Origin of the sequence: Psychrobacter sp. NPDC078631 (genome assembly GCF_050268165.1) — a bacterium.
GTDB lineage: Bacteria > Pseudomonadota > Gammaproteobacteria > Pseudomonadales > Moraxellaceae > Psychrobacter.
In genome coordinates, this window is the sequence record NZ_JBNNGG010000001.1 from 1,089,647 (window position 1) to 1,115,808 (window position 26,162).

At 43.0% G+C, this 26,162-nt stretch carries 20 protein-coding genes; 7 read left to right on the forward strand and 13 right to left on the reverse strand.

The window, feature by feature from the left end; translation table 11 throughout:
- Positions 1 to 164: 164 nt before the first annotated feature.
- A complete protein-coding gene (gene pepN, locus ACQKCP_RS04335; RefSeq protein WP_427611672.1) occupies positions 165 to 2,765 on the reverse strand; it encodes an aminopeptidase N in 2,601 nt (866 codons plus the stop codon).
- A 421-nt stretch (positions 2,766 to 3,186) separates the two neighbouring features.
- On the opposite strand from pepN, the gene ACQKCP_RS04340 reads away from it, so the two are divergent.
- The 3 genes from ACQKCP_RS04340 (at position 3,187) to ACQKCP_RS04350 (ending at position 5,479) form a co-directional block, all read left to right on the forward strand.
- Positions 3,187 to 3,795, forward strand: a complete 609-nt coding sequence (locus ACQKCP_RS04340; RefSeq protein WP_427611417.1) for a DUF6231 family protein — start codon at positions 3,187 to 3,189, stop codon at positions 3,793 to 3,795.
- 141 nt (positions 3,796 to 3,936) lie between these two features.
- Entirely contained in the window at positions 3,937 to 4,455 is a 519-nt protein-coding gene (gene pal, locus ACQKCP_RS04345) for a peptidoglycan-associated lipoprotein Pal (protein ID WP_057760480.1), read from the forward strand.
- Positions 4,456 to 4,663: 208 nt separating this feature from the next.
- Positions 4,664 to 5,479: a 4'-phosphopantetheinyl transferase family protein gene (locus tag ACQKCP_RS04350; RefSeq protein WP_427611418.1), complete on the forward strand. Its 816-nt coding sequence runs from the start codon at positions 4,664 to 4,666 to the stop codon at positions 5,477 to 5,479.
- A 137-nt stretch (positions 5,480 to 5,616) separates the two neighbouring features.
- Here ACQKCP_RS04350 and ACQKCP_RS04355 read toward each other — a convergent pair whose 3' ends face one another.
- Positions 5,617 to 6,450, reverse strand: a complete 834-nt coding sequence (locus ACQKCP_RS04355; RefSeq protein ID WP_427611419.1) for a hypothetical protein — start codon at positions 6,448 to 6,450, stop codon at positions 5,617 to 5,619.
- Positions 6,451 to 7,043: 593 nt separating this feature from the next.
- Here ACQKCP_RS04355 and ACQKCP_RS04360 point away from each other — a divergent pair.
- Entirely contained in the window at positions 7,044 to 7,802 is a 759-nt protein-coding gene (locus ACQKCP_RS04360) for an IclR family transcriptional regulator (protein WP_341609202.1), read from the forward strand.
- Positions 7,803 to 7,975: 173 nt separating this feature from the next.
- On the opposite strand, the gene mmsB is transcribed toward ACQKCP_RS04360, so the two are convergent.
- The 8 genes from mmsB to ACQKCP_RS04400 all read right to left on the reverse strand — a co-directional run bounded on the left by mmsB (position 7,976) and on the right by ACQKCP_RS04400 (position 19,851).
- The gene (gene mmsB, locus ACQKCP_RS04365; protein ID WP_427611420.1) at positions 7,976 to 8,896 is read right to left on the reverse strand and encodes a 3-hydroxyisobutyrate dehydrogenase; all 921 of its coding nucleotides are present in this window, start codon (positions 8,894 to 8,896) and stop codon (positions 7,976 to 7,978) included.
- A 193-nt stretch (positions 8,897 to 9,089) separates the two neighbouring features.
- Positions 9,090 to 10,355, reverse strand: a complete 1,266-nt coding sequence (locus ACQKCP_RS04370; RefSeq protein WP_427611421.1) for an enoyl-CoA hydratase/isomerase family protein — start codon at positions 10,353 to 10,355, stop codon at positions 9,090 to 9,092.
- A gap of 55 nt (positions 10,356 to 10,410) precedes the next feature.
- Entirely contained in the window at positions 10,411 to 11,193 is a 783-nt protein-coding gene (locus tag ACQKCP_RS04375; protein WP_427611422.1) for an enoyl-CoA hydratase, read from the reverse strand.
- Positions 11,194 to 11,225: 32 nt separating this feature from the next.
- Positions 11,226 to 12,386, reverse strand: coding sequence for an acyl-CoA dehydrogenase family protein (locus tag ACQKCP_RS04380; protein ID WP_427611423.1), 1,161 nt, complete (start codon positions 12,384 to 12,386; stop codon positions 11,226 to 11,228).
- Positions 12,387 to 12,605: 219 nt separating this feature from the next.
- On the reverse strand, positions 12,606 to 14,090 hold the full coding sequence (locus ACQKCP_RS04385) for a CoA-acylating methylmalonate-semialdehyde dehydrogenase (protein WP_427611424.1): 1,485 nt from the start codon (positions 14,088 to 14,090) through the stop codon (positions 12,606 to 12,608).
- 342 nt (positions 14,091 to 14,432) lie between these two features.
- A complete protein-coding gene (locus ACQKCP_RS04390) occupies positions 14,433 to 16,454 on the reverse strand; it encodes a propionate--CoA ligase (RefSeq protein ID WP_427611425.1) in 2,022 nt (673 codons plus the stop codon).
- Positions 16,455 to 16,769: 315 nt separating this feature from the next.
- Entirely contained in the window at positions 16,770 to 18,440 is a 1,671-nt protein-coding gene (locus ACQKCP_RS04395; protein WP_427611426.1) for a fatty acid--CoA ligase, read from the reverse strand.
- 220 nt (positions 18,441 to 18,660) lie between these two features.
- Complete coding sequence (locus tag ACQKCP_RS04400) at positions 18,661 to 19,851, reverse strand: MFS transporter (protein ID WP_201568044.1); 1,191 nt, start codon at positions 19,849 to 19,851, stop codon at positions 18,661 to 18,663.
- Positions 19,852 to 20,387: 536 nt separating this feature from the next.
- Here ACQKCP_RS04400 and ACQKCP_RS04405 point away from each other — a divergent pair.
- The 3 genes from ACQKCP_RS04405 (at position 20,388) to ACQKCP_RS04415 (ending at position 23,255) form a co-directional block, all read left to right on the forward strand.
- Complete coding sequence (locus ACQKCP_RS04405) at positions 20,388 to 21,320, forward strand: dienelactone hydrolase family protein (protein WP_427611427.1); 933 nt, start codon at positions 20,388 to 20,390, stop codon at positions 21,318 to 21,320.
- A 309-nt stretch (positions 21,321 to 21,629) separates the two neighbouring features.
- Complete coding sequence (locus ACQKCP_RS04410) at positions 21,630 to 22,376, forward strand: hypothetical protein (RefSeq protein WP_427611428.1); 747 nt, start codon at positions 21,630 to 21,632, stop codon at positions 22,374 to 22,376.
- 132 nt (positions 22,377 to 22,508) lie between these two features.
- On the forward strand, positions 22,509 to 23,255 hold the full coding sequence (locus ACQKCP_RS04415; protein WP_427611429.1) for a hypothetical protein: 747 nt from the start codon (positions 22,509 to 22,511) through the stop codon (positions 23,253 to 23,255).
- Between the two features lie 113 nt (positions 23,256 to 23,368).
- Here the strand turns inward: ACQKCP_RS04415 and ACQKCP_RS04420 are convergent, their stop codons facing one another.
- The 3 genes from ACQKCP_RS04420 to ACQKCP_RS04430 all read right to left on the reverse strand — a co-directional run bounded on the left by ACQKCP_RS04420 (position 23,369) and on the right by ACQKCP_RS04430 (position 26,158).
- Positions 23,369 to 23,884 (reverse strand): Rrf2 family transcriptional regulator, encoded by a 516-nt coding sequence (locus tag ACQKCP_RS04420; protein WP_427611430.1) that lies wholly within the window; start codon positions 23,882 to 23,884, stop codon positions 23,369 to 23,371.
- Between the two features lie 272 nt (positions 23,885 to 24,156).
- Positions 24,157 to 25,404, reverse strand: coding sequence for an NnrS family protein (locus tag ACQKCP_RS04425; protein WP_427611431.1), 1,248 nt, complete (start codon positions 25,402 to 25,404; stop codon positions 24,157 to 24,159).
- Between the two features lie 316 nt (positions 25,405 to 25,720).
- Positions 25,721 to 26,158, reverse strand: coding sequence for a DUF3429 domain-containing protein (locus tag ACQKCP_RS04430; RefSeq protein ID WP_427611432.1), 438 nt, complete (start codon positions 26,156 to 26,158; stop codon positions 25,721 to 25,723).
- Between the last annotated feature and the right edge of the window lie 4 nt (positions 26,159 to 26,162).

The following is a 26,162-nucleotide window of genomic DNA, read 5'->3' on the forward strand; positions in this document are numbered from 1 at the left end:
GGCTTTCTATTGGGAGAATTTTAAGAAAAACACTTTCTTGAGCAGCTTAATTCTTAATGATAATTAATGCTATACACTCAATTAAATAAAGCCAACTCTAATTTGGGGCTGGCTTTATTTTAAAATTAATACTACAGCTAAAATTATTTCCTAGCTATTATCAGTCAGCTATTTGCAGCACCTAACACGCTCTCTAAGCTTTCGAGCACATGCTTAGATGAGACATTCTTTTGTAAATTTACTAGTTGCTTATGCGCCATTTGACGACGCGGCTGAGTCAACGTATTCCAGCGGGCCAGTACTTGCAGTAAGCGTGAGGCTAATACAGGATTGGCATCATCTAATTTCTGAATCACGCCTGTATACATCTCTAGACCTTCTGCCGTCCAGAGTACCGTCGGTTGCGAGCTAAAAGCGCTGACAACTGAACGGACACGGTTAGGCGTATTCCAATCAAATTCCGTGTGCGTCAGTAGCGACTTGACCATATCAGGCGTTACATCGTCAGCCGCAGCTTGTACACTGAACCACAAATCGATAACCAGATCGTTTGCTTGGAAACGATCATAGAAGTCTGCTAAGTACTTATCTGCACCTGCCAATTGATGATTGACCATGGCCTTCAATGCACCAAAGCACTCAGTCATACAGCTCGCATTGTCATACTGCTGCTGTGCCCAGTCTGCTGCTGCATCTACATTGGCCGTCAATGCCATATCAAGTACGACATTACGCAACGCACGAATGCCTCGTGCTTCAGCGCTGTCTTCATAAGACTGCATTGGCAAGTTGTTGTACAGCTCAGCCCATTGATCTTTTAACTTATCAGCTACTTGCTTGTATAGCCCATCGCGCTGCTCTTTAACCAGCACTGGATCGTAGTCTTTAGAAATAGCAGAAGCCAACTCTTGCGCTGATGGAATATCAAGCAACCGTGCGGCTAGCATCGCATCGTCAGTCGCTAAGACAGGCAGCGTCTGCGCCAATGCTTCTAGGTATACATCAGGGCTGCTCTTCGTACCTTGTCCTTGTAGTAAAATACGATTTACCAGCATTTGAGTAACTTGCCAGCGGTTAAACCCATTGGTTTCGTGCTTGAGCAAAAACGCTAAGTCTGCATCTTGGTAGTCATAGTTAAGCTGTACTGGCGCGCTAAAGTCACGTAATAGTGACACAACAGGCTCGCTCGCGACATTCTCAAAGACAAACGTTTGCGTCGCCTCGTCAAGCAATAACATACGCTCAGCAACGATAGCGCCTGAGTCTTTATCAAACAATGCTGTTGCTACAGGTATCGGCAATGGTTTTGGTGCATCAAAGCCTTTGACATGGCGTGTCTGCTGATTCAAAGTAATGGTCAGCGTCTGTGCAGTGCTATCATAGGTTTGAGAGCCTGATACCACTGGCGTACCTGGCTGACGATACCAATCAATGAAATTCTCGATTTTGTCATCAGTGATACTCAGCGCTGATAAAAAGTCCTCAACCGTTACCGCTTGTCCATCATAGCGACGGAAATACTCATCTGTTCCTTTGCGGAAATCATCTGGCCCTAACGTATTGGCAATCATGCGTACAATTTCAGCGCCTTTCTCATAGACAGTCGTCGTATAAAAGTTATTAATCTCAACGAAGCTCTCTGGACGTACTGGATGTGCTAATGGGCCTGCATCTTCGCTAAATTGATGGGCTCGCAGTGTCGCTACGTCATCAATACGCTGCACTGCACTTGACTGTTGATCTGCTGAGAATGACTGATCACGGTAAACGGTAAAGCCTTCTTTCAAACAAAGCTGAAACCAATCACGGCAGGTAATTCGGTTACCAGTCCAATTATGAAAGTACTCATGAGCAATAATGGCTTTTACGCTGAAACTACGTGCATCGGTGGTCGTCTCAGGGCTAGATAACACGCAAGCAGTGTTAAAAATATTCAAACCCTTATTTTCCATTGCACCCATATTGAATTGGCTGACCGCCACAATCATGTAGCGATCTAGATCGTAGGCTCGCCCGTAATTGACCTCATCCCATTTCATGGCATCCTTTAAGGCTTGCATACCAACATCGCATTTATCAATATCAGCAGACTTGGCATACAACTCAAGCAATACTTCTCGACCTTCGCTAGTCGTATAAGAATCTGTCAATACATCTAAATCGGCAACCACACAGGCAAATAGATAGCTTGGCTTATTGGTTGGATCATGCCAGATTGCGTAATGACGGTCGGGCTCATCGGCTACTTCACCTGCTTCGACTAAGTTACCATTGGCCAATAACGTCGGATAGCGCTTATCTGCTTCAAGTCGCGTGGTAAATATCGCTAGCACATCAGGGCGATCAGGATAAAAAGTAATCTTACGGAAACCTTCTGGCTCGCACTGAGTCACAAACATCGTGTCGTCACCGCTACCGGCCATATATAAGCCTTCAAGCGCCGTATTGGTCTGTGGGCAGATACGCACTTGAATATCTAAAGTAGCTCGCTCAGGAGCATTATAAATCGTCAGCTTACCCGCTTCCTGCTGATAATCCTCAGTGCTCAGTGCCTTACCATTCATCGTAATCGTTAACAGCTCTAATGACTCGCCAAATAAGACAATATCCCCTGCCGTTTGGCGTACCATCTCAAGCTTACTGTCTACCTGCGCGTAGTCTTCAAACAGCTTAATATCTAAATGTACCGTATCGACATCAAAACTTGGTTTGGTATAGTCTTTTAGATTAATCTTGCTTGGCGCATGGGGCGGTACATCTGGCATTTCAGGATTGATGATTTGTGCATCAGTTTCAGCAGTAGACATATGGTGTCCTATTATTATCGTTGATTTGGTTATAAGTTATTTTTACTAGGGGTGAATAATATAATAATGAGTAGTATCATTTCGCTATTTGCAAAAGGCAATAGTGTAAATAAAGACTTTATCTCTAGGCTAACTAATCAGCTAAGCGCTTAATAAACTAAGCATATACACAAAACTTTGCAATGATTAAGCTAATTTTACTTTCTCTTTAAGCTTATAGCTAGATTGACCTGAATCGCCAAATTTCAAGTATGTAGAATAAGATATCGTCGGTTCAAGATAATTTAAATATGAAACATACGTTATCAATTGGATAATGTCGTTGAAAATGATTTAATAGTCGTACTGATGACCAACCATTTAACTAACGGCCTATTATATGACAAAAAATACGGTGAAACGCGCAGATATAACCCTACCTTTGCTTATAGAGTATGTTGACGCGCTACTACCCTCATTGACGACTCAGACAGAACTGTCACCTGAGCATAACAAAGATAATAGTGAAGCATTATGGGTAACACATAACAATGCGGATTTATTGGCACTACAAGCACAACTTGACGATACTACATCTACTAATGAGAACACCGAATCAAGGCTGAACGCAGTACACTTATCAACGTTATCAGATCTTGCTAAACAGCATGTACCTGATCGTTATGAGCTTGCTTGCTTTTGGATTCCCACCTTGTCAGAAGAGTTGACTCAACACTATGTACCGCTACTGATGCGTTACCGTGACCTGTATGCCGCGCATTTACTTATTGCATTAGATAGCTCGATAGACCTAAAACCTTATGGCTTTACGCCATTTGATATATTGAATGAGCCATCTCTAAATATTGATGACATTCAATCTATTACCTCATCAACCGTTACTGCGACGCTTTGGCAATTTAATCTATATGACTACAAAAAACTGCCAAATTGGCTCAATGCTGATTACTGGGCTAACCCTGAAAACTGGGGCAAGCACCGCTGGTAATACGCTTAATTTTATCTATCGTAATTTACAGTAAAAATACTTACATAAATTAACATTTAGTATATTATAGATAGAGATTGCCTAAGTTTTATCGGAAGCAGTTTAAAAAAACAAATTTAATTAAAATTTTAGGAGCTCGTCATGTCAATCAGTTTTTCTAAGATCGCTGTTCTTGCTGTACTATCAAGCGCCGTTGCACTGACCACTGGTTGTGCTACCAAGCGTTCTACCTCAGAAGTTGTCGTTGCCCCGCTAGGTATTCCAGGTGGACAAGTTGGCTATAATGGTGCGGTTATCGTTGATAATTCAAACGCTGTCATCACTGGCGCTGAGAATATTCAAGCAGTGGTCTACTTTGCCTTTGATAGCAGCGAAATTACTGCTCAATCAGCGAGTGTCCTTAACCAACACGTAAGCCTGCTAAATTCAAACCCAGCAGCAACTGTCGTTATCGCAGGTCACACTGATGAGCGCGGTAGCCGTGAATACAACATGGCACTAGGTGAGCGACGCGCACAAGCTGCACGTAACTACCTTGCTGCTCAAGGTGTCACTGCAAACAACATCCGTGTGATTAGCTATGGCGAAGAGCGCCCTGCAGCAGCTGGTAATACAGAAGACGCGTATGCACAAAACCGTCGTGCTGAGCTGTCTTACTAAACGTTATTTATAGCGTTCAATAGTTTAATAAAAGCCCAGCAATAGTATATTGTTGGGCTTTTGATATTTTTGACCAGATAATTAAATATAGATTATTTAGACGTAGTTATTGAGATCTGACTATCTACGTATCAAATACATAGCGTTCAGACTTACGCAATTTTATATACTCGATTCTATAATAATCGTTTTTGACGACTAGTACTATATGCCGACTTCCAACCTTACCCAGATACAGTACACTCAGCTCGACACCATGACATGGTGTGTGACGGCTCAAGTGAGCGAGTCAATCAGTCATTTAGTCACTGGAAACTTGTGCAATACATCCTCATGGTTGTCATCATGTAATACGTCGTATAAAGATATCATCAAGTTCAGTAGCTTAAAATGGCACTATCAGATAGCGACAGCAGTGCCTAGACACTCAGTACCTACTCTAGCGCGTAAACAACGTCAGCAGCAGCGACAAGGTGTCAGGCAACTATTGCAAGAGCTGCTTAAAAAACTAGAAATAGATGACATCCTAGATGAGTCAAGCTTTCCCTATCGGCTCGTCAACAGTCAGTATTATGTATGCTTTAGCCATACAGACGATAGTAGTACAAAGCAAACTACAAAATCGAATCAAACAAATTTGACGCGTTTACGGAGTAAAATAGCTGTCGTGATCAGTCGTCAGCGTCCTGCTGGTATCGATATAGAGACCAATAATATTGCATGGCATGTAGTCAAGCGTTTCTATTCAGAAAGCGAGCTAGCTATTTTACAGGAGCTATCTACAGATCAGCGAGAACGCACTGCCAAACTGTTATGGCAAATAAAGGAAAGCTTTATCAAAGTCAACCAATATACATTAGCTCAAGGCTTGGGTATGGATTACTCTCACCTTATTCCTAGCTTGACTGAAAATAACAAAGAGATTAACTCTCCTTCTATACTCAGTGATATTGAAAATATGAAGCATCAATCTGTTTATCGTATTACCACGTTACAATCTCAGCAGACTGTCATCGTTTTCTGAGCAAGGTTTTCCGAGCAAAGTTTAAACCTAATTTTTAGCATATCTTTTAACACTTTATTTTAAGCATAAAAAAAACGACCCTAAAAAGGATCGTTTTTTTGTTTTCTACTAATGACAGTCTTTAAACTGTGATTAGATTAGAAACGGTAAGTTGCACCAACTTTAACAATTGGGAACCACTCTAACCAATCTTTATCTTCTAGCTCTTGCTCAGCAGCTTGTGCAGCAGCAGTTGCTTCAGGAGTATTACCTGTAGCAGTTACGTTAGCATCTGTTTTGCCCATATAAGCTGCACCAACTTCACCAAATACACCGAAGTTATTTGTGATGTTTGGACGGAAGCCAACAGTAGCATAAGGAGCTAGCTTGTTACGATGCTCAATAGTACCTTGTAGAGTACCTACATCGTCTGCACTATAATCAACGTCATTAATTCTGTAGTTATTATCTTCAGAGTTCGCACGTACATCAATATCGTTATCAGGAACGATGATACCAGCACCCATTGTGAACCAGTTACCAGTAGGACGTAATTGTACGCCTAGGTATGGGTTGCTAAAATCAGTATCAACATCATAGTTTACGTCGTCTGCATCAAAGTCACCGCCGAAAAGGTCAGCAGCATCGCCACCTGCCCAACCAGCTTGCAGTTCAGTTTTCTCATTCACTGACCAACCGATGTTAGCACCGTAACCTAGAGTACCAACTTCAGCGCTAACAGATGCTGGGTTAATAGCTGTTTGGAACAAAGTTTTAGTGCCACCAAGTACCGCACCAGTAGTGTTGCGTACTACACCAGCGTCAGCATTGTATGCATAAGCAGCAGGTTCTGCTTCATAGGCTACAGCAACTGGCTCAGCTTCATATGCAACTGCAGCGTTGTCATCAACAACGATAACTGGATCAGCAGCTAATGCAGCAGTTGATGCTAGAACAGCAGCAGAGATTGCCGTCAATTTAATCAATTTCATAATTATTCTCCTAAAGTGTGAAATAAATCCGCCCATAAAAAACGATGATTATGCTTTTTTTAAACCATCATTTTGTTGAGGTGATTAAAACAATTCTGACTTAAAAAGTCACCCCTACTGATGCTGTTTTTATTTGCCATTATGTAAAGATTGCATAGGTACTGTAATAATTACTACACCAATCTGCAAAAATTTGCCTTTATGTTACATAACGTCCTTAAAGTAACCAAACAGCGTAAACATGAGACTTTGTTCGCTTAATGTTTATGTGAGGGTATTGCAAAATATGTCCACATAATTATCTACAACGCCTTTTGACTCAATGACAGTTATATGGCTTAACCTTACAGAATAGTGTGCTTTGTTAGTTGACGTATCTATTGTTACTTGTATAAGAAAATTTACGACAACAAATAAAACGATATAAATGATCTCATATAACGTGACTAACGCTTGCCTCAAGCGAATATTATGCTAAATTAGTTGTTATAATAGATTTGTTATAGAACGTCATTAATGTCACCATTTGTCTTATTTATGAAAATCTTGTGATGTTGTCTGCTCTATTTCTTTACTCCTACTGAGTCATATATATGCCTAAAGTATCTTCGATTACCCGTGTCCTAGAAATCATCGAAGCAGTGTCCTATGCTTCAAAACCGCTTTCTCCACTCGAGCTTTCACAAGAGCTAGATATACCTAAACCGACCATTCATAGATTGATTCAAAATTTGGTCGATGATGGTTTTTTGACTGTTGATATTGGTGGCGGTATTATCCCTGGTAAGCGCGTACGCAATTTGAGCGTTGAGTTATGGCAGCAACGACTGTTCTTTAATGAACGTCAGATGATTTTGCAAAAATTGGTTGATGAGCTAAAAGAAACCTGCGGTATTGGCATTCCCTATCATATGGATATGATCTATACCAACCGAGCTCAGACAACCTTGCCACTACAGATTTATCTTCCTGTCGGGGCAAAGTCACCTATGTGGTGTACCGCGACTGGCAAGCTCTATTTAAGCCAATTATCTACGACTAGCCGTATGAAAATCCTACAAGGGTTGCCATTAGATAAGTTCACTAAGAATACGATTACTGATATCGATGCATTAAATGCCGAGCTTGATCGCATTGCTGATACTGGTATCGGCATCGATAATGAGGAGTTTATCTCTGAGATGGTCGCAGTGGCTGTACCTATCTTGGATAAAAAGCAACGCTATCTGGCCTCACTCTACTTACATGCGCCCACCATACGCGTCTCATTAGATGATTTGCTGACGCACGTACCAAGACTGCAAGAAGCAGCACAAGACGTTCAGAGTCTCGTATATGATCTGCAAAGCTAATACTATCTATTAGCCATAAAAAAGGTCTACGCTATGATTTTAGCGTAGACCTTTTTCTTTTCAGCAAATACATTCTCTTAATTAATGCCACCTACTAGTGATACTAAAAATTCGTAATACTAGTATGTCTAAGAAGGTTATATTCAAAAGAGGCATAGTCAAGGTAGTCATGTTTAAGACAATAATGAGACATCATGACGTCCGATAATACTAGAAAAGTCTTTATCACCATTCTCTACAGTATGTGAGGCATACAACTCTGTTGCTTTAGCACCCATTGGCGTTTCTACTTCAGTGTCTTGAGCAGTTTGCATCGCAAGGTTTAGATCTTTTTGCATCAATTTGCTCATAAAGCCGCCTTGATAGCCATTGCTAGAGGGCACATTTTCCATGACTTTTGGATAAGGATTATAAACTTCTAGTGTCCAATTACGCCCTGAGCTCTGTAACATGATGTCTGATAGCACTTTGGGGTCTAAGCCGTTCTTGACGCCTAAATTAATTGCCTCTGCCGTTCCTGCCATTAGAATTCCTAGTAGCATATTGTTGCAAATTTTTGCGACTTGTCCTGCGCCGTGCTCGCCTGCATGAAAGATATTTTTTCCCATCACGGCAAGTATTGGCTCAGCCTTAGCAAAAGCAGCATCATCGCCACCAACGATAAAGGTCAAACTACCAGCAACTGCCCCGCCTGTGCCACCAGAGACTGGCGCATCCAAAAAGTCGATGCCAAGCTTACTTGCCGCCTCTGCTACTTTCCTTGCATCAGCTGCCGCAATGGTACTACTGTCAATTACAAGCGTACCTTTTGGCAGTTCTGCAAGTAACCCATTAGATCCGCTATCGCCTAAATATACAGAATGTACATGCTGGCCTGCAGGTAACATACTAATCACAACTTGAGCATTACTTGCAGCATCTTTAGGACTTTTTGCGACACTAGCCCCTGCTTGTTGCAAGCGCTTAGTAGCTGTCTCAGACAAATCAAAGACAGATAGCGCGTAACCTGCCTTTAATAAGTTCTCTGCCATTGGTGCACCCATATTACCAAGCCCAATAAAGGCGATATTCGGTTTAGAGTTATTATTATCCATCGTACTTATATCCTTTGTACCCATCTCATCACTCCTTGATGATTTATGATGTAACTATTGCTACATACTATTTAACAGTGTTTATCAGTGAATATTGATTATTAATGAATGCTGCTATCTTATGTCTTAGCATCATTATTTAAAACTTTATGAAATCGCTGACAGTCTTACGTTATAAATTTCTTTTAGGCAGTCAGCCGACGTACCGACTACCCAAGGCATCGTTACCCAGCCAATCGCTCAAAGGATGCTCACCTTTTGGATAAGGATTGACAAAATGCTGATCGATATACGCTTGCCCTTCTATACTGAGACAGTCTGCTAATGGTCGCGACCATTTAGGACTTCTATCTTTATCAATCAATAATGCCCGCACGCCTTCTTTGAAATCAGGATTGGCCGCGCAATGTACTGCGACGTTGGTTTCTAAATACAGTACTTGTTCGATCGATAGGTCAGCGACTTTGTGATACAGCGCATAGGTCAATGCTGCCGTCACTGGGCAACCATGACGATAAGTGGCGACTGCTCGCTGTGCCCAGCTGTCTGCTGCAAAGTCTTGGTTTAGCTGTGCGAGCGCAGTATCGCTTTGTAGCAACGCATCGATATCGACCAGACCGCCACTATTCATCAGTTGCTGAATAGGCTGCCAGTAAGTTGCAAGCTTACTATCAGGCAGTTCGGCTACGGGCAGTTCAGCAAGTGCACGACTGACAATACTATGTGCGCTATTGTCATGACACTTATTCGAACTGCTTGCGTTATCAACTACCTGCCAGTTGCTCTGTTTGAGGCATTGGATAACGGCATCATAGTCATGGCTGGCAACAGCGTACTCTGCGAGATTGGCCAATAGCGCGTCACTGCCATTACACATCGCGCCAGTTAAACCCAAGAACAGTCCTGTTTTGGCAGGCATGCGCTGCAAAAACCAACTGCCAGAAGCATCAGGGAACAGTCCAATTGTGACTTCAGGCATGGCAAAACGTGTGCGCTCAGTGACCAGACGATGACTACATCCTGCCATCAGCCCCATGCCGCCACCCATGATAATACCGTCACCCCAAAGTATTAGTGGCTTTGGATAAAAGTGCATTTGACGATAGAGACGGTACTCGTGACTAAAAAACTCAGTGGCATACGGGTTTGGCATTGGTGCACTGGTAGACATGCTGTCATAGAGCTTACGAATATCGCCGCCCGCACAGAACGCTTTATCGCCCGCACCTTTTAATACAATCGCTACCACTTGCTCGTCCGCTTGCCACTGCTCTAGCTGTGCTGACAATAATTGACACATATCAACGCTAAGTGCATTAAGCGATTTGGGTGTGTTGAGTGTCATGACCCCAATCAAGTGCCCGCAATCTGTCGGTTCAGTATTGAACAATACAGGCGCTTCTTGTGCTGCATTATTTACTGAATTTTGGGAGTTAATATCCTTCGTCGCTGCTGTCATAAAAGTGACCTACAAAATTAAATAATAAAAATGGCTTAAGTGTTTTGACTGCTGTTTATTTGTTTTGCCAATTGGGTTGACGCTTTTCTAAAAAGGCCTGTACCCCTTCGCGCTGATCTTTGGTATCAAACAACTTCACGAACGCTTCACGCTCATGGATAAGATTTTGCGCAGGCGGCATATCTCTAGCCGCTTGAATAAGCTTTTTAGAATAACTGACAGCGACGGGTGATTGCTTTGCGACTTTTTTTACCAAGGCCTGAGCTACTTGCAACCCCTCACCTTTTGCAGCGACTTCTTCAACTAGGCCGATACACAATGCCGTATCTGCATCAACACGCTCACCGCACAGTATCATACGCTTTGCCCACCCTTCCCCTACTAACATAGGTAGGTTTTGCGTGCCGCCAGCACATGGCAATAATCCTACGCCTGTCTCTGGCAGTGCCATCTGGGCGTGCGCTTCTGCAATACGAATATCACATGCGAGCGCACACTCTAATCCGCCGCCCATCGCATAGCCATTGATGACAGCTATGCTGACACCGCGATAGGCAGATAGCGCTTCAAATGCTTCACCAAATGCAATCGCCATGCTGATGGCGCGGCCTTTATCGCCGTCTGAAAAATTGTTTAAATCTGCACCAGCTGAGAAAAACTTTTCGCCATCTCCATGCACGATTAATGCGTAGACATCGTCGTTGGCATTGAGGTCGGTGATGAGCTGCCTAAGCGCATGCAAACTGTCCATCGTCCACGTATGCGCAGGTGGGTTGTTCAACGTCAATGTTGCGGTATGACCATCAATTGATAGCTTTATATTGGTATAATCTGTCATAAAACATCCTTGTTTCAGTAAATCAAGATAAATTAGCGGAGCTGACTTAACCCTTCATCTTGCAAGACTTGACGTGAAATAATCACGCGCATGATCTCATTGGTGCCTTCTAAGATTTGATGTACACGCAAGTCTCGTACATGGCGCTCAAGTGGATACTCATTTAGATAACCATAGCCGCCGTGCAACTGTAGGGCTTCATTGGCAACATCGAAACAAAGATCTGTAGACAGACGTTTTGCCATTGCGCAGTAGGTAGACGCTTGTCCATCTTTATTGTCAACTTTATCAGCTGCTAGATACAGCATTTGGCGTGCGGCAATGGTCTGAGTCAACATATCAGCAAGTTTAAACTGTACCGATTGTAAGCTAGCAATCGGACTACCAAACTGGCTACGCTCTTGTACGTAACTGGTTGCGGTTTCTAACGCAGCTTGTGCCGTACCTACCGCACAAATACCGATATTAATACGACCACCATCTAGTCCTTTCATCGCGATACGAAAGCCCTGACCTTCTTCACCTATCAGGTTCTCTACTGGCACTTTTACATCTTTAAAGCTAATCGTGCGTGTTGGCTGTGCTTTCCAGCCCATTTTGTGCTCGTTTTTGCCATATTCGATACCAGCACTATTGGCGTCTACAACGAACGCTGACACGCCTTTGGGCCCAGCGCCACCAGTACGTGCCATTACTACCAATACATCGGTTGAGCCTGCGCCAGAAATAAAGGTTTTTTCACCGTTTAGTACGTAATGATCGCCTTGCTTATCCGCTTTGGTACGTAAGGAGGCTGCATCAGACCCTGCATTTGGTTCTGTTAAGCAGTAGCTGCCAAGCCACTCACCGCTGACCATATTGGGTAGATATTTTTTGCATAGCGTATCGCTACCATATTCACCAATCATCCATGCAGCCATGTTATGAATACTCATATACGCTGCCACAGCCGTATCGCCCCATGCAAGCTCTTCGAATACCATCGCTGAGTCCAGTCTTGGCAAGCCTAATCCGTCATATTCTGGATTGGTATACAGTCCCAAAAAGCCAAGCTCACCAGATTTTTTAATAACATCTATTGGGAAGTGCGAGTTGCGATCCCATTCGGCAGCATTTGGCTTTAGCTCTTTTTGCGCAAACTGACGGGCGGTTTGGCGAAAGGCGACTTGGTCATCGGTCAATGAAAAATCCATAGGGTCATCCTTGTTCTTATAGATCAAATATAGGGCTTAAATCTCGGATAAACGTTGATAAAAGCGCTAATAAAAAGGTTGGTCAGAGATTTTATAAGACATTAGCGCGACATGATAGCGGTATAACGATAATAAAATTGCGTTCAATATTACCGCAAGTCGCATTATCGTCATACCTAAAACACAAAATGTCATACTGATAAAACAATGAGCTGACGATTACATTGAAATCGTTGTATTGACACCGCGGCTCGCTTCATCATCAAACCAACGTGCAGTCACTGTCTTTGTCTGAGTATAGAACTGTACGGCTTGCTTACCATAAGGACCTAAGTCACCAAGCTTGCTGCCACGTGAACCTGAGAACGAGAACATAGGTAGTGGCACAGGGATTGGCAAGTTAATACCGATTTGACCAACTTGAATGTCTTGCTGGAATTTATGTGCAGCTGCCCCTGACTGAGTAAATATCGCCGTACCATTGCCATGTGGATTGGCATTCAATAGTGCAATCGCTTCATCTAAGCTCGCAGCACGCATGATACACAGTACTGGGCCAAAGATTTCTTGTTGATAAATTTGCATATCGCTTGTGACATTATCAAAGATAGTCGGGCCGACAAAGTTACCTTTTTCGAACCCTTCAACGGTAATGCCGCGACCATCTAGTATCAAGCTCGCGCCCTCTTCTACCCCAGTCCCAATCAAATGCTCGACACGGGCTTTTGCCGCAGGAGAAATCAGTGGGCCCAAATCCTTGTCATTTTTGCCAGCTGAGACGACCAAGCTTTCTGCTTTGGCTTTAATCTCATCAATCCACTCACCAGCAGCGCCTACTAAGACGACGACCGATAGCGCCATACAGCGTTGACCAGCTGCACCAAATGCTGCGCCTGCTAACTGATTGAGCGTTTGCTCTTTATTGGCATCTGGCAGGATAACGCCATGGTTTTTGGCACCCATCATGCACTGGGCACGCTTACCTGATTGACTGGCACGCTCATAGACGTGTTTGCCTACATGAGTAGAGCCTACAAAAGAAACGGCTTTGATATCTGGATGGTCGCAGATAGCATCGACGGTTGCTTTGCCTCCATGTACCACGTTTAGAACGCCTTCTGGTACGCCCGCTTCAATCGCTAGCTCAACCAAACGCATAGTCACCATCGGATCTTGTTCAGACGGTTTTAGGATAAATGTATTACCCGTAGCAATCGCCATTGGGAACATCCATAGTGGAATCATCGCTGGGAAGTTAAATGGTGTGATACCAGCGCAAACGCCAAGTGGCTGCCAAATACTATAAGTATCGACCCCTGACGCAACATTTTCTACAAAGTCGCCAATTTGCAAATTAGCAATACCAGCGGCATGCTCTACCACTTCTAGACCACGGAACACATCGCCACGCGCATCAGCAATCGTCTTGCCTTGCTCTGCGGTCAAGATTTCTGCTAACTCATCCATATGATCACGAATCAGAGACTGATACTTTAAAAAGATACGCGCACGCGTAGTGATTGGCGTTTTGCGCCATGTCTCAAACGCTGTCTGTGCAGCGGCGACAGCTTGGTTAATCTCATCATTGGTGGTTTGCGGAACTTTGGCGATGACTTCTTGCGTCGCTGGATCAGTGATATCAATCCATTCGTCGGTGTTAGATTGTACGAACTGACCATTAATGAGCTGTTGAACGTGGTGCATAAGATATCCTTATCTTTTTTGCGAGACTACCGTGTGACGGCACCTATATATTTATTAGAAAAATAAAAGCGATGAGTGTTTGTCTACAAAACATTATTAAAAACTAAATTTTAAAATGATTTATTTTGTATCGTTATTGACTATAACAATAAACCATTTTTACGGTCAAGCGCTTTATCAAATTTTTATATAAGTTTATTTTGATAGCACGTGTTCCTATAAAAATTGTCTAAATAACAAAAACGAAAAAGCCCATGATGACTCATGAGCTTTTTGAATTTAACCTATCTTTCGAGTGCGATTAACACCATCGCTAACTCATATAGTGCTAATTTATATCAATCAGTAATCCTTCATCGCTTGCTTGATCGCATCGATAGCGGTTGGGTTATCAAGCGTTGACATATCTCCTGTCGGTTGGTTTTCCGCCAGAGCACGAATTGAGCGACGTAAGATTTTTCCAGAGCGAGTCTTGGGCAGTGCCTGAGGGAAGTATATAGCAGCTGGTCGCGCGATGCCGCCCAAAGATTTGACGACAGCGCCTATCACTTGCTGCTCGATACGGAAGCGGTTTTCAGTGGTTTCAATTTGCGTTTGATCTTTTAGGACGCAGAACGCAATAGGTAGCTCGCCTTTTAGCTCGTCTTGAATACCCACTACGGCACATTCTGCCATCTCTGGATGCGTACTGATTGCCTCTTCAATCTCTTGTGTGCCTATGCGATGTCCTGCAACGTTTATCACGTCATCGGTACGGCCTAAGATGTAGAAATAACCTTCTTCATCTGTCACTGCATAATCCGAGGTTGAGTACTGCTGGCCATCAAACAGACCAAAGTAGCTGCTAATAAAACGCTCGTCGTTACGCCATACCGTGGTGAGACACCCAGGCGGTAATGGTGCTTTAATTGCAAGCAATCCTTTTTCGCCAGCCTGACAAGGATCGCCCGTTTCCTCATTGATAACATGCGCCTCATAGCCATACATCGGGTAACCAGGTGACCCCTGCTTGTGAGGCTTATGATTGAACTTTGGCGTATGACTGAGGATTGGCCAACCAGACTCTGTTTGCCAATAGTGATCTAAAATTGGTACGCCTAGATGCTGAGTCAACCAACTAGCCGTTGATTCATCAAGCGGTTCACCTGCCAAAAAGAACGACTTCACACTAGACACATCGTAACGCGTCATCCAGCTTTCGTCTTGTTTTCTGAGCATGCGCACACCTGTGGGTGCGGTGAACAAAATATTAACTTTGTTGGCTTCAACGATACGCCACCAGATACCAGGGTTTGGCATATGCGGCAAGCCCTCATACATGATACTGGTCATACCCGCCAGTAACGGCGCATAGATCGTATAAGAGTGCCCGACGGCCCAACCAATATCAGATATCGCCCAGAACGTCTCGCCAGCCTTGCCATCATAGACATAATCTATCGACGTCGTCAGCGCGACGGCATGACCACCCGTATCGCGCTGCACCCCTTTTGGTGTGCCAGTAGTCCCAGAAGTATAAAGCAAATAGGACGGGGTATTTGACTCAAGCCAAACTGGCTCTACGACTGCATTGGCCTCGCAGCTGTGACGACGCTCGGTTGCATAATCGACATCGATCGCTTTGGTTTCAAATGGCAATATTCCGCGATTGATGACTAAGACATGCTCTGGTTTGACAGTCGCTTGCTCAACGCCTTGATTGACTAGGTTTTTATAATTGACAACCTTACCGCCTCGTAGCCCTGCATCTACCGTAATGACCATTTTGGCTTCGGCATCGTCCATACGGATAGCCAAGTTATGGGCGGCGAACCCACCAAATACGACTGAATGGACGGCACCAATACGAGCACAAGCCAGCATGGCATAAGCCGCCTCTAATATCATCGGCATATAGATAATGACACGGTCACCCTTGCCAATACCGTGACGCTGTAGCACATCGGCAAAATAATTAACTTCTTTATATAGGTCATTATAAGTCAGGCGACGCTTGGTATAGTCTGTATAAAACTCGACGTTATTGCCCAAATCTTTAAACGAATCAACAACCGCTGGAAAGGTTTCTATCAATTCTTGATTAATCTCTGATGACACCCACACAAAAGCATCTTGCTCTGCTCGGTCTGCTAGATGGCGATCGACGCAGTTATAACAAAGATTGGTCTCACCGCCGACAAACCATTTGGCAAAAGGCAGATTACTGTCATCTAGAATTTGCTCAGGCTCTTTATGCCAATAGATACGCTTCGCCTGCTCAGCCCAAAACTGCTCTCGATCCGTAATAGACTCATGATAAATATCAGCGAAGTTTGGCGTGTCTGTCGTTTGGGTAGAAACTGGAGATTGGGAATGGTCGCTCATAGTAGCTGTCCTTAGCATAAACGAGAAATGAGGCAATAGTATTTTATAGTTAAGGCACATAATAAGTTATAACGGTATTCACCTCGCACGGCGCACTGTCTGCGTGCAACTGGCTAATACCAACTCTAAAATGCTTCAACTATAAAAAACCATGTCTTAATAAATACTGGTCATCCTTGCCAGAATTGAAAAAAACCGATACGATATGTATCGGTTTAAAATGTAGCAGAGCCTATCGGAAAGGTCAACTATTAAGCGTGTAATACGCGCTACATTTTGACGAATACAAATATTTGAACATTTAACTAATACTAATTAAATCTCAGTTTGATTGGCATACATCTCACGCATGACTTTTTTGTCGTGTTTGCCAACGGAAGTTTTGGGTAGCTCATCAACGAACTTAAACTGGCTTGGGACGCCATATTTAGGAATGATACCGCGCTCTACCGCTTGTTCTGCAATCGCTTTGATATCATCAGCACTGGTATCCTTAGCATCAGGCTTTAATACCACCAAAGCCAATGGACGCTCGCCCCATTGCTTATCACGTACGCCAATCACTGACACATCAGCCACTGACGGATGTAACGATAAAATCGTCTCAATTTCCAGCGACGATATCCACTCACCCCCTGATTTAATCACGTCTTTTAAGCGATCGGTTATTTTAATATAGCCATCAGGACGTATGTAGGCGATGTCTTGGGTGTGCATATAGCCGTTTTCCCACAGCTCCTTGCCAGCGTCGTCATTTTTAAGATAGCTTTGGGTCAGCCAAGGTGCGCGTAATACCAACTCTCCTGTATTTTCTTTACCGGTGCCAACTGATTTATTGTCTGTGCCCCAAATTTGGGCATCAACCATGAGCACTGGCTTACCTGTCATGCAGCGACGAGCAATGTCTTCTTCTTCCGTCATTGTTGGCTCATCGAGACTAAAACCCGTTAAGCTAATAAGCGGGGCGGTCTCTGACATACCATAGCCTGTGTAAACTTCAATACCTTGGGCCATCGCCATTTTTGCTAGACCTTCGGTCAATCTTGAACCACCAATAATCATTTTTAGACCATTAAAGCTGGCATCGCGATCTTGTGCTTCTTTGAGTACCATTTGCAAAATTGTTGGTACACAATGGGTGATACTGACCTTTTCATTGACAATTAAGTCCATCAACGTATCAGGCGCATAGCGACCTGGATAGACTTGCTTTAGACCTACCATCGTTGCTGTAAACGGAAAACCCCATGCATGCACATGGAACATTGGCGTCATCGGCATATAGACATCACCATAGCTCACGCCTTGCTTATCAGGCAGCATCCCCAAGGTTGCCGCTTCTGCTAGTGTATGTAGCACTAGCTGACGATGGCTAAAGAAAACCCCTTTTGGATCACCTGTCGTGCCTGACGTATAAAAGGTCGTTGCGATGGTGTTTTCATCAAAATCTGGAAAATCAAATTCGCTATTGGCAGCTTCTAATAGCGCTTCATACTCGCCTGTGACACGGCTTTGATTGCTACCAAAGATACCTTCAGCAGTGACACCGTTGTCATCAAGCCAGATAATATGCTCAATACTTGAGTTCTCGAACTGATAGTCTTTCACCAATGGCGCAAACTCAGAGTTGAGCATGAGCACTTTAGGCTTGGCATGGTTGATGGTATAAAGGATTTTTTCAGGCGATAGACGGATATTGACGGTCTGTAAAACGTACTCTGACATTGGCACGGCAAAATAAGACTCAAGATAGCGATGACTATCCCAATCCATCACGGCAACCACATCACCTGCATCAAGCTTTAGGTCTGCCAATACGTCGGCCAAACGATTGATACGCTCAAACAACTCTTTATACGTCAGGCGCTTTTTGTCCGCATACACAATCTCTTGATCTTGCGATACCGTTTTTGCACGGCTTAATAGCTGCTTGACCAGTAATGGATAATCGTAGGCAGATGGTGCACTGTGGTAAATGTTTGACATAGATCTGACTTCCTTGTTTGTCGTACTGATAAGGGATAAATAACAATAATAATAACAATCAAGTTAATAGCAGCATAAAACCTACTGCGCTAACCATTTTAATTTTTATAATGTAATAACATCGTTATTGATAGTAAGAAAAAAGCGGCGCTGTGTAAAGCGGTCTTACATTAAGTATCACAAGATGGCTGGCTATACACATACTACATAAGACAGCCAATCACTTTGCCCGTACTGTGGTTTTAATCATTCCAAAACTGGCTATTAATAACGCCAATACTTGCACAAACAATAACAACCATACGGTAAGAGACCACTGCCCTCGCGCATAAGCTATGCCACCCAGCCATGCCCCTAGCGTACCGCCTGTATAGTAGCCCATATAATATAGACCCGAAGCTAATGAACGACCCTTTTTCACATTGACCGCTATATAACTAATAGTCGCTGACTGCGTAATAAACACACCAGATGACATAATAGCCAGTCCTATAATCACCCCCCATAATGGCGTGACCAGAGTCAATAACACCCCAACCATAGATACGACGATAGCCACCCGTACTGTACGCGCCGATCCAAATCGGCGTAGCAATGTCGTAGATAATGGCGTGATAATAACACCAAGCAAATATACTGCAAAAATATTGGCGAGCGCACCAGTGCCAAGCTCATAAGGCTTATCTGCCAAATGTAAATTGATAAAAGTGAAGCAGCCTACAAGGGAGAACAGCACGCAAGCGCCAAGCAGACATGCTGTTACCACATAGCGATTGGTGACATGCTCACCCAGCGTCTGTATCGCTGAGCGAAAATTAGGATTGGCCACAAAATGACGAGACGATGGTAGCATCTTGCCAACCCATATTGCCCCCAATAGCGTCATCGCCGTCATCACATAGTAGCCATGACGCCAGCCAATCAGCTCATGTAAATGCCCTAACAAAAACCGACCCATAAAGCCGCCAAGCACGCATCCTGACACATAAAAGGACATCAGCTCAGTCATTGCCCGGCCCTCAAACTCCTCACCGATATAGGCAATTGTCACCACCGTAATACCCGGCACAGACAATCCTTGCATAAAACGCCAAATGCCGACCCATTCAATGCTCGAGCTCTGGGCAATGAGCGCTGTCGGTATCGCCAAAAACAATAAAGCACCAACGATAAACGACTTGCGCCCGACCGCATCTGAAAGCATACCTAGAAATGGTGACATAATGGCGATTGCCAACACAGTAGCACCAACGATCATGCCAGCCTGTACTTCGGTCGCAGCAAAGTCCACCATCATGACCGGTAGTACTGCCTGAATAGAATACACTTGCAAAAAAGCAAACATACCTATCAGGCCAATTGTGAGCTTCAATATCCACGACGTTGAATGATTGGATGTGACTGGTGGCACAGCTGTTATATCTTGAATCTGATCTTTAGAATTATTCACAGGGGATCTGACTATATTGGTTATACCATGACTGTAAATAATAACCGTCACTGGCGTGGATGATAGAGAGAAATAACGGTGATTTATGCTAAATGTATAAGCAAAAGCACCGTTATTAAACGATAAATGCTCATCATAATGACAAGCAAATTATGGTAGCACATTCATCAATATACTCAGGTTTAAAAGTGTTATTGCCACTTGATAGATTCTTTATTCGGGTACGAGATTATCGTAGAAAAACTTGACTAGGAATCACATTTCGACTTGAGACGGTGAAGACAGCTTTCGACTCACAAGTTCATGATCAACGTTACGTTTACTGCATATACAGGATAGTATGGTTAGATGCTCTTGACGCACTTGTTGAGTACTTAACTGCTTTAACGATTGATGACGTTGACAATTAACAATCACTACCTACGTCTATTTTTTCTAACCCATAGACATGCACGACCACACAACCTTTTAGAATACAATTTACTATGATGAAAAATATGATGCTTTCACAACTTATTATCGCGATGAGCACATTGGTTTTCTCTACAATGGCTATAGCAGAAGTAACTGTATCCGAGACTAGCGTTAAAAGCCTCAACCCAGTTAGATCAACACTCGACGCTACAAACTCACTAGCGGCAGTAGACTGTATAAAGGATGACGCTATCACTGCTACTGAGCTCACAAAAACACGTGATAACGGTCCGTTTTCTATAAAGTCCAAGCATGTGAGTCGCCAATCAGCCAATGGCTTTGGTGGCGGTACCATACATTATCCAACGGATGCTGCTAACTGTGGTCTGCTAGGTGGTATCGCGGTAGTGCCAGGTTATGTGTCATATGAGTCTTCTATCAAATGGTGGGGACCGCGTTTGTCCTCTTGGGGATTTGTCGTTATCACTATTAATACTAGCTCCATTTACGATAATCCAGATAGCCGTGCTGAGCAATTGAGCGCGGCTCTCGATTATCTCATCGTTAATGAAACAGTGGGGCATATGATAGATCCAAATCGTTTGGGCGCGATTGGCTGGTCAATGGGCGGCGGCGGTACGCTACGATTGGCAACTGAACGCAGTACGGTGCAAGCCATCATTGCACAAACACCCTATCACGATACGAGCTATGGCGCGATGGATACGCCTGCTCTATTCATCGCTTGTGAAAATGACCGTATCGCCCCGAATAAAAAATATACCAATACCTTTTATCAAAAAGCTGACGGTCCAAAAATGAAGGTCGAGATTAACAACGGCAGTCATTTCTGTGCTAGTCATCGTTTTAACGAGAAGCTACTGAGTAAGCCTGCTATTGCATGGATGCAGCGTTATATTAACGGTGATACCCGTTTCGATAAATTCTTATGTGGCAATGAAAGCTACAAAAATGATCCTCGTATATCAGCCTATGATTACAAAGACTGTTTATAAGCTATTTTTAACCTACTTACGAAAAGAAGAACAGCTTTCACTGCTGATGATGACATTTGAATAACAACTCTTTTTTATTTTTACACATTTACATTGCTTCTATCTTTTTTCTTACAGACTTTACTGCCATAAAAATCAATAATCGTATAGTCAATCCTCTATAAATTGGATACGGTATCAGGCTCGTTTAGTCTACAACTTGTAGTGCTTTCACTCGCCTTCCTTGTATCCAAATTATATTGAACCGAATATAGGGTGCTACAAGCAAATAAAACGATTGAATAAATGAACGATTAAGGAGCAATGTTGATGACTGATGAGATGTATGATTTGGGTGCAGGATTTTGGAGTATTCGAGGCTCATTTATTAAAAACGGTATCCTTGATATTGGGGTTCAATGTGCACTCATAAGACTATCATCAGAGCGATTTATCTTTTTAGATAGCTATACATTAACTGGTGATGTGCGTCAGCAAGTCATGGCATTGACCAATGACGGTCAAAATGTCGAAGCTGTCCTCAATGTTCATCCATTTCATACAGTACACTGTGCTCAAATGGCCAAAGACTTTCCGCAAGCAATATTCTATGGGAGTAGCCGACATCCAGAGCAAGTACCTGAAGTCAATTGGGCAGACGACTTGGTCGAAAGCGATGCCATTGTTGCGCGCTACCCTGAACTCCAATTCTCTATACCTCAAGGCATCCATTATATCTCACCTGACGAGACGGTTCATGCCAGCTCCTTATTGGTCTATCATCCTGCTAGCCAGAGCATTTATGTCGATGATACCTTTGAGATACCCCCTTCCAAGTTGTTGAACGCCGTGCAGCCTAATCTGGGCTTACACCCTACTACCAAAAAAGCGCTCAAAGATGAGCCAAACGCAGCTAAGCACTATTGTGATTGGGCAGTAGAGCTGGCAAGTGAGTGGCGTAATGTCCGTCATTTTTGTGGCGCACATTCAGGCTTAGTGGTATTTGAGGAAGGTCAATTTGAGACAGCACTTATATCAGCGATTGATTTGGCTCGCCCTGAGCTTGAGAAGGCATAAAAACAAACATAAAGGCGTAAAGAGTTAGAACACATACCATTAAAACAGCTCGAAAGACAAAGCTTATAGTGAAAAAGTAGCTTTGTTTTATTTACATATTTTATTTAATTAACTAGACGAGGAAAATTATAAATGACTGATCACATTCATGATTTAGGCGCAGGATTTTGGAACATACGCGGAACATTCCGTCTCGGTGGCGTGCTAAATATCGGCACTCAATGCTCGCTAGTCAAGCTATCATCAGGGAAATTTATTTTTTTGGACAGTTACGCCCTCACGGGTGATGTTCGAGATGAGGTTATGGCATTAACCAATAATGGTCAAGATGTCGAAGCGGTGCTGAACGTACATCCGTTTCATACAGTCAGCTGTGCTCAAATGGCCAAAGACTTCCCGCAAGCCACCTTTTATGGCAGTAGCCGTCACCATAAAAAAGTACCAGAAATCGATTGGGCAGATGACTTGGTAGAAAGTGACGCAGTCGCTGCATGCTATCCTGAGCTTAAGTTTTCAATGTCAGAGGGCATTTATTATATCTCGCCCAATGAGATGATCCATGCAGGTTCTTTATTGGCTTATCATCCTGCTAGTCAAAGCTTGCATGTAGATGATACTTTTATGAGTCCACCAATTAAGTTATTAGAAGCTGTATTGCCTGAGCTGATATTGCACCCCACGACCAAAAAAGCCCTGAAAAACGAGCCAAACGCTGGCGCGCAATACTGCGACTGGGCGACCAATTTGGCTCATGAATGGCGTGACGTACGCAATTTCTGTGCTGCGCATTCTTATCTTGTTCAGTTCAAAGAAGGTGGGTTTGAGAAAGCACTGGTGAAAGCCGTTAAGAAAGCACGTCCAAAACTAGAAAGCGCCTAATTTCTCACGCCTTAAACATATATTTTTAATAAACATAAAAACGGGTCGCTATTACTGTGCTTACTAATGTAGCGACCCATTTTTGTGAGCTGGTTATAATCATATCGACACTATTATCGAAACAGCAAAGTAGCCAATTCATCTTCATTGTTCAGAATATCTGCCAGTGTATAACGCTCAAGCACATTAACAAATGCGGTGAGCGCTTCAAAGAACACGCTTTTAAGCTGACAGGCTGGACTAATCACGCAGCCCAGTGATTTATTCTTTTTTTCCTCAATGAATGTCACTGGCAAATCCGCCTGATGAGCGCCCTGCTCACTATCCTTATGAGACGTTAGTACGGCAAAGCACTCTACCAAATTAAAATCAGGCTCTATCTGTTTGATCAATATGCCCAAATTTATATCTTTAGGTGCACGTGCCAAGCGTATGCCACCGTTTTTGCCACGCACACTTTCTATATAACCAAGCTGACCCAGCTGATGAATAATTTTGGTCAAATGACTTTTGGAAATACCATAGCTGTCAGCGATATCGCTAATATTAGCCAGTAGCGACAGATCTGGTCTCACAGCCAAATAAATCAATGAGCGTAGCGCGTAGTCACTATAATTGGTCAGTCGCATGTACTTGCGCTCCTATTTTTATACATTTTATATATTAAGCTAAGGCGTGTCATCAATTAGATTATGAGCATTAAAATAAGATAAATTGATGCTAAATAAGGAAAAGTTCGCAATGAATATGAACATATTGACAAGAACTTTGACACAGTTTAGCGAAAATTTAGCCTTTTTAAGGCCATAAATTGCATCAATGTGCTAATTGATGACACGCCCTAGACAAAGTAAGTCGCATTTTTGGTAATTGCATTTGAAAACAGTATCGTTAGCCCGCTTTAACCAAATAAACCATCTGGCCGAGGACGTGCCAGCATGGGCAGATAACTGATGCAAAATAGCAAAAAACACGCTATCCAAGCACTTTGCGCCACCATAATCCATATTAGGTAATGACTCATATCTACTAGCGGTAGTAGTACGCGACTGATAAATACCAATACCATCAAGCCATACATAACGTTTACCATTTTTGGCGGTTGATGAATGCTGCGACCCGTATGTCCCAAAGACACTCTAGTCATCATTGCTAACGTCATCATACCAACACCAGCAACTGCCAGTCCATGCATAGCGATGCTGTGCGGATAACTGAGCCAAGGCTGTAATGCGTATAGTAAAAAACTCAAACAAATGCCTAAAAACGCAATATACAACGACCAAAGTAATGGTTTTTGCCAAATACCGTGATGATACCACCCTATCAGACGAACGATATTAATCACTGCTACGCCAAGTGCAATAATCGTTAAAAAATACTTATTTGGATAAAATACATCACTAATAAAAAAGGCGAAGAAAAACACTAAGCTTGCGATATCTTGTGTCTTACTATTACGTAGTTTAATAGGTTCTGACGTTTCCATATCTACACTGAGACCACGTTCAATAAAAAATGGCACTACGCGGCGGCCAATCGTTAGCACTAACCCGATAATTAAATAGAACCCAATATAAATACCTATCTTAATTATGTTCATATCAGCATTGATAATGCCCCAATAGCAGAGTCCGTTGCCAAAGGTCAATAGTGCCAGCTTGGCCAAGATACCTATTTGCTTGTATTGCTTAACTTGCCATACTGCTCGACATATCACATATGCCATCGAGGCGATAAATACTACATCAAAAATGGCTGCTATATATAGCCACGATATACTATGACCTATGAGCGTTATGCCAATCCCAAAACCCAACCAGCTCAGACGTGCCAGCAACCAACAGACAAAGATACCTAGCAGCTTATAACCATGCGGCATCATTACCCCTGTCCATGTTTTGACCGCGGTTAGCAAGAACCCAGCTACCACTGCCAGGGCATAACCATACACCATTTCATGGCCATGCCAGTATAACGGGTTCAAAACCTGTGCATCGATATCCGTGTGACCAGTGAATACAAACGCCCATAGCAGCATCGTTACTACGGCAAATAGCGCAGCAGCACTAAAAAATATGCGAAAGCTTAAATTAAGGATGGAATGCGGGGAACTTGGTGGCTTGCTAGGTAACTTGATAGATTGCATAGCCATCTTCTTAGAGGAGTATAGATGGCTTTAATTATAACATTCATTTTAAATAAACTTTATAAATCTTTAGTCTGATTATTGAAATATTCTATCCATTAAAGTGTAGCGCCTACGGAAATCTCTAGAAGCAAAATCTCAAGTATAGTTGAATTCAAATAATTTCGATACAAGGAAACCGAGCGCAAGTTATACATTAGTATGCTTAGCGAGGATGACGATGTAGCGGATTTATATGGATTTGACTATATAAAAATAGAGAAAGCAATCTGGCTGTTCTTTAACTATTATTTAGACATGACTTAGTCAATTTTACTTACAACTGTAATGCCGCAATGACTAACGATATGACCACTATCGCCGTGACATACTGCCTTACTTTAAAGTAAGCATGACTGATAATCTGCGCTCGATTCAGATTATAATCGATAACCAACAGACTTATAAACCCAATTACTAATAGCCAAATAAAGCTACTGGCGGATAAGATCAAAAAACCAAGCCAGAGGCCAAGCGCAATGACATTGCTATACAGTGGAAGCCTAACAGCCCACTTATTGTCGTCAGCTAAATCCAAATGATTACCCCAATGCGCGCCTGCCATAAATGATGCAATCACTAGCCCATAAGCACTTAATACATCGCCTACTGAACCAAGCATAGGCACGGTAACAACGTCTACCATCAATAAAAATGCACAGGCTATAAATGGAATCGTACCTGCAAAAGTGAGATAAGGACTGGGCTTTTTCATTGTT

Excerpts from the sequence above, each read along its gene's own strand:
- pepN (WP_427611672.1), bottom strand. The coding sequence starts at position 2,765 with ATGCCAGATGTACCGCCCCATGCGCCAAGCAAGATTAATCTAAAAGAC.
- ACQKCP_RS04340 (WP_427611417.1), top strand. The coding sequence starts at position 3,187 with ATGACAAAAAATACGGTGAAACGCGCAGATATAACCCTACCTTTGCTT.
- pal (WP_057760480.1), top strand. The coding sequence starts at position 3,937 with ATGTCAATCAGTTTTTCTAAGATCGCTGTTCTTGCTGTACTATCAAGC.
- ACQKCP_RS04350 (WP_427611418.1), top strand. The coding sequence starts at position 4,664 with ATGCCGACTTCCAACCTTACCCAGATACAGTACACTCAGCTCGACACC.
- ACQKCP_RS04355 (WP_427611419.1), bottom strand. The coding sequence starts at position 6,450 with ATGAAATTGATTAAATTGACGGCAATCTCTGCTGCTGTTCTAGCATCA.
- ACQKCP_RS04360 (WP_341609202.1), top strand. The coding sequence starts at position 7,044 with ATGCCTAAAGTATCTTCGATTACCCGTGTCCTAGAAATCATCGAAGCA.
- mmsB (WP_427611420.1), bottom strand. The coding sequence starts at position 8,896 with ATGGATAATAATAACTCTAAACCGAATATCGCCTTTATTGGGCTTGGT.
- ACQKCP_RS04370 (WP_427611421.1), bottom strand. The coding sequence starts at position 10,355 with ATGACAGCAGCGACGAAGGATATTAACTCCCAAAATTCAGTAAATAAT.
- ACQKCP_RS04375 (WP_427611422.1), bottom strand. The coding sequence starts at position 11,193 with ATGACAGATTATACCAATATAAAGCTATCAATTGATGGTCATACCGCA.
- ACQKCP_RS04380 (WP_427611423.1), bottom strand. The coding sequence starts at position 12,386 with ATGGATTTTTCATTGACCGATGACCAAGTCGCCTTTCGCCAAACCGCC.
- ACQKCP_RS04385 (WP_427611424.1), bottom strand. The coding sequence starts at position 14,090 with ATGCACCACGTTCAACAGCTCATTAATGGTCAGTTCGTACAATCTAAC.
- ACQKCP_RS04390 (WP_427611425.1), bottom strand. The coding sequence starts at position 16,454 with ATGAGCGACCATTCCCAATCTCCAGTTTCTACCCAAACGACAGACACG.
- ACQKCP_RS04395 (WP_427611426.1), bottom strand. The coding sequence starts at position 18,440 with ATGTCAAACATTTACCACAGTGCACCATCTGCCTACGATTATCCATTA.
- ACQKCP_RS04405 (WP_427611427.1), top strand. The coding sequence starts at position 20,388 with ATGATGCTTTCACAACTTATTATCGCGATGAGCACATTGGTTTTCTCT.
- ACQKCP_RS04410 (WP_427611428.1), top strand. The coding sequence starts at position 21,630 with ATGACTGATGAGATGTATGATTTGGGTGCAGGATTTTGGAGTATTCGA.
- ACQKCP_RS04415 (WP_427611429.1), top strand. The coding sequence starts at position 22,509 with ATGACTGATCACATTCATGATTTAGGCGCAGGATTTTGGAACATACGC.
- ACQKCP_RS04420 (WP_427611430.1), bottom strand. The coding sequence starts at position 23,884 with ATGCGACTGACCAATTATAGTGACTACGCGCTACGCTCATTGATTTAT.
- ACQKCP_RS04425 (WP_427611431.1), bottom strand. The coding sequence starts at position 25,404 with ATGCAATCTATCAAGTTACCTAGCAAGCCACCAAGTTCCCCGCATTCC.
- ACQKCP_RS04430 (WP_427611432.1), bottom strand. The coding sequence starts at position 26,158 with ATGAAAAAGCCCAGTCCTTATCTCACTTTTGCAGGTACGATTCCATTT.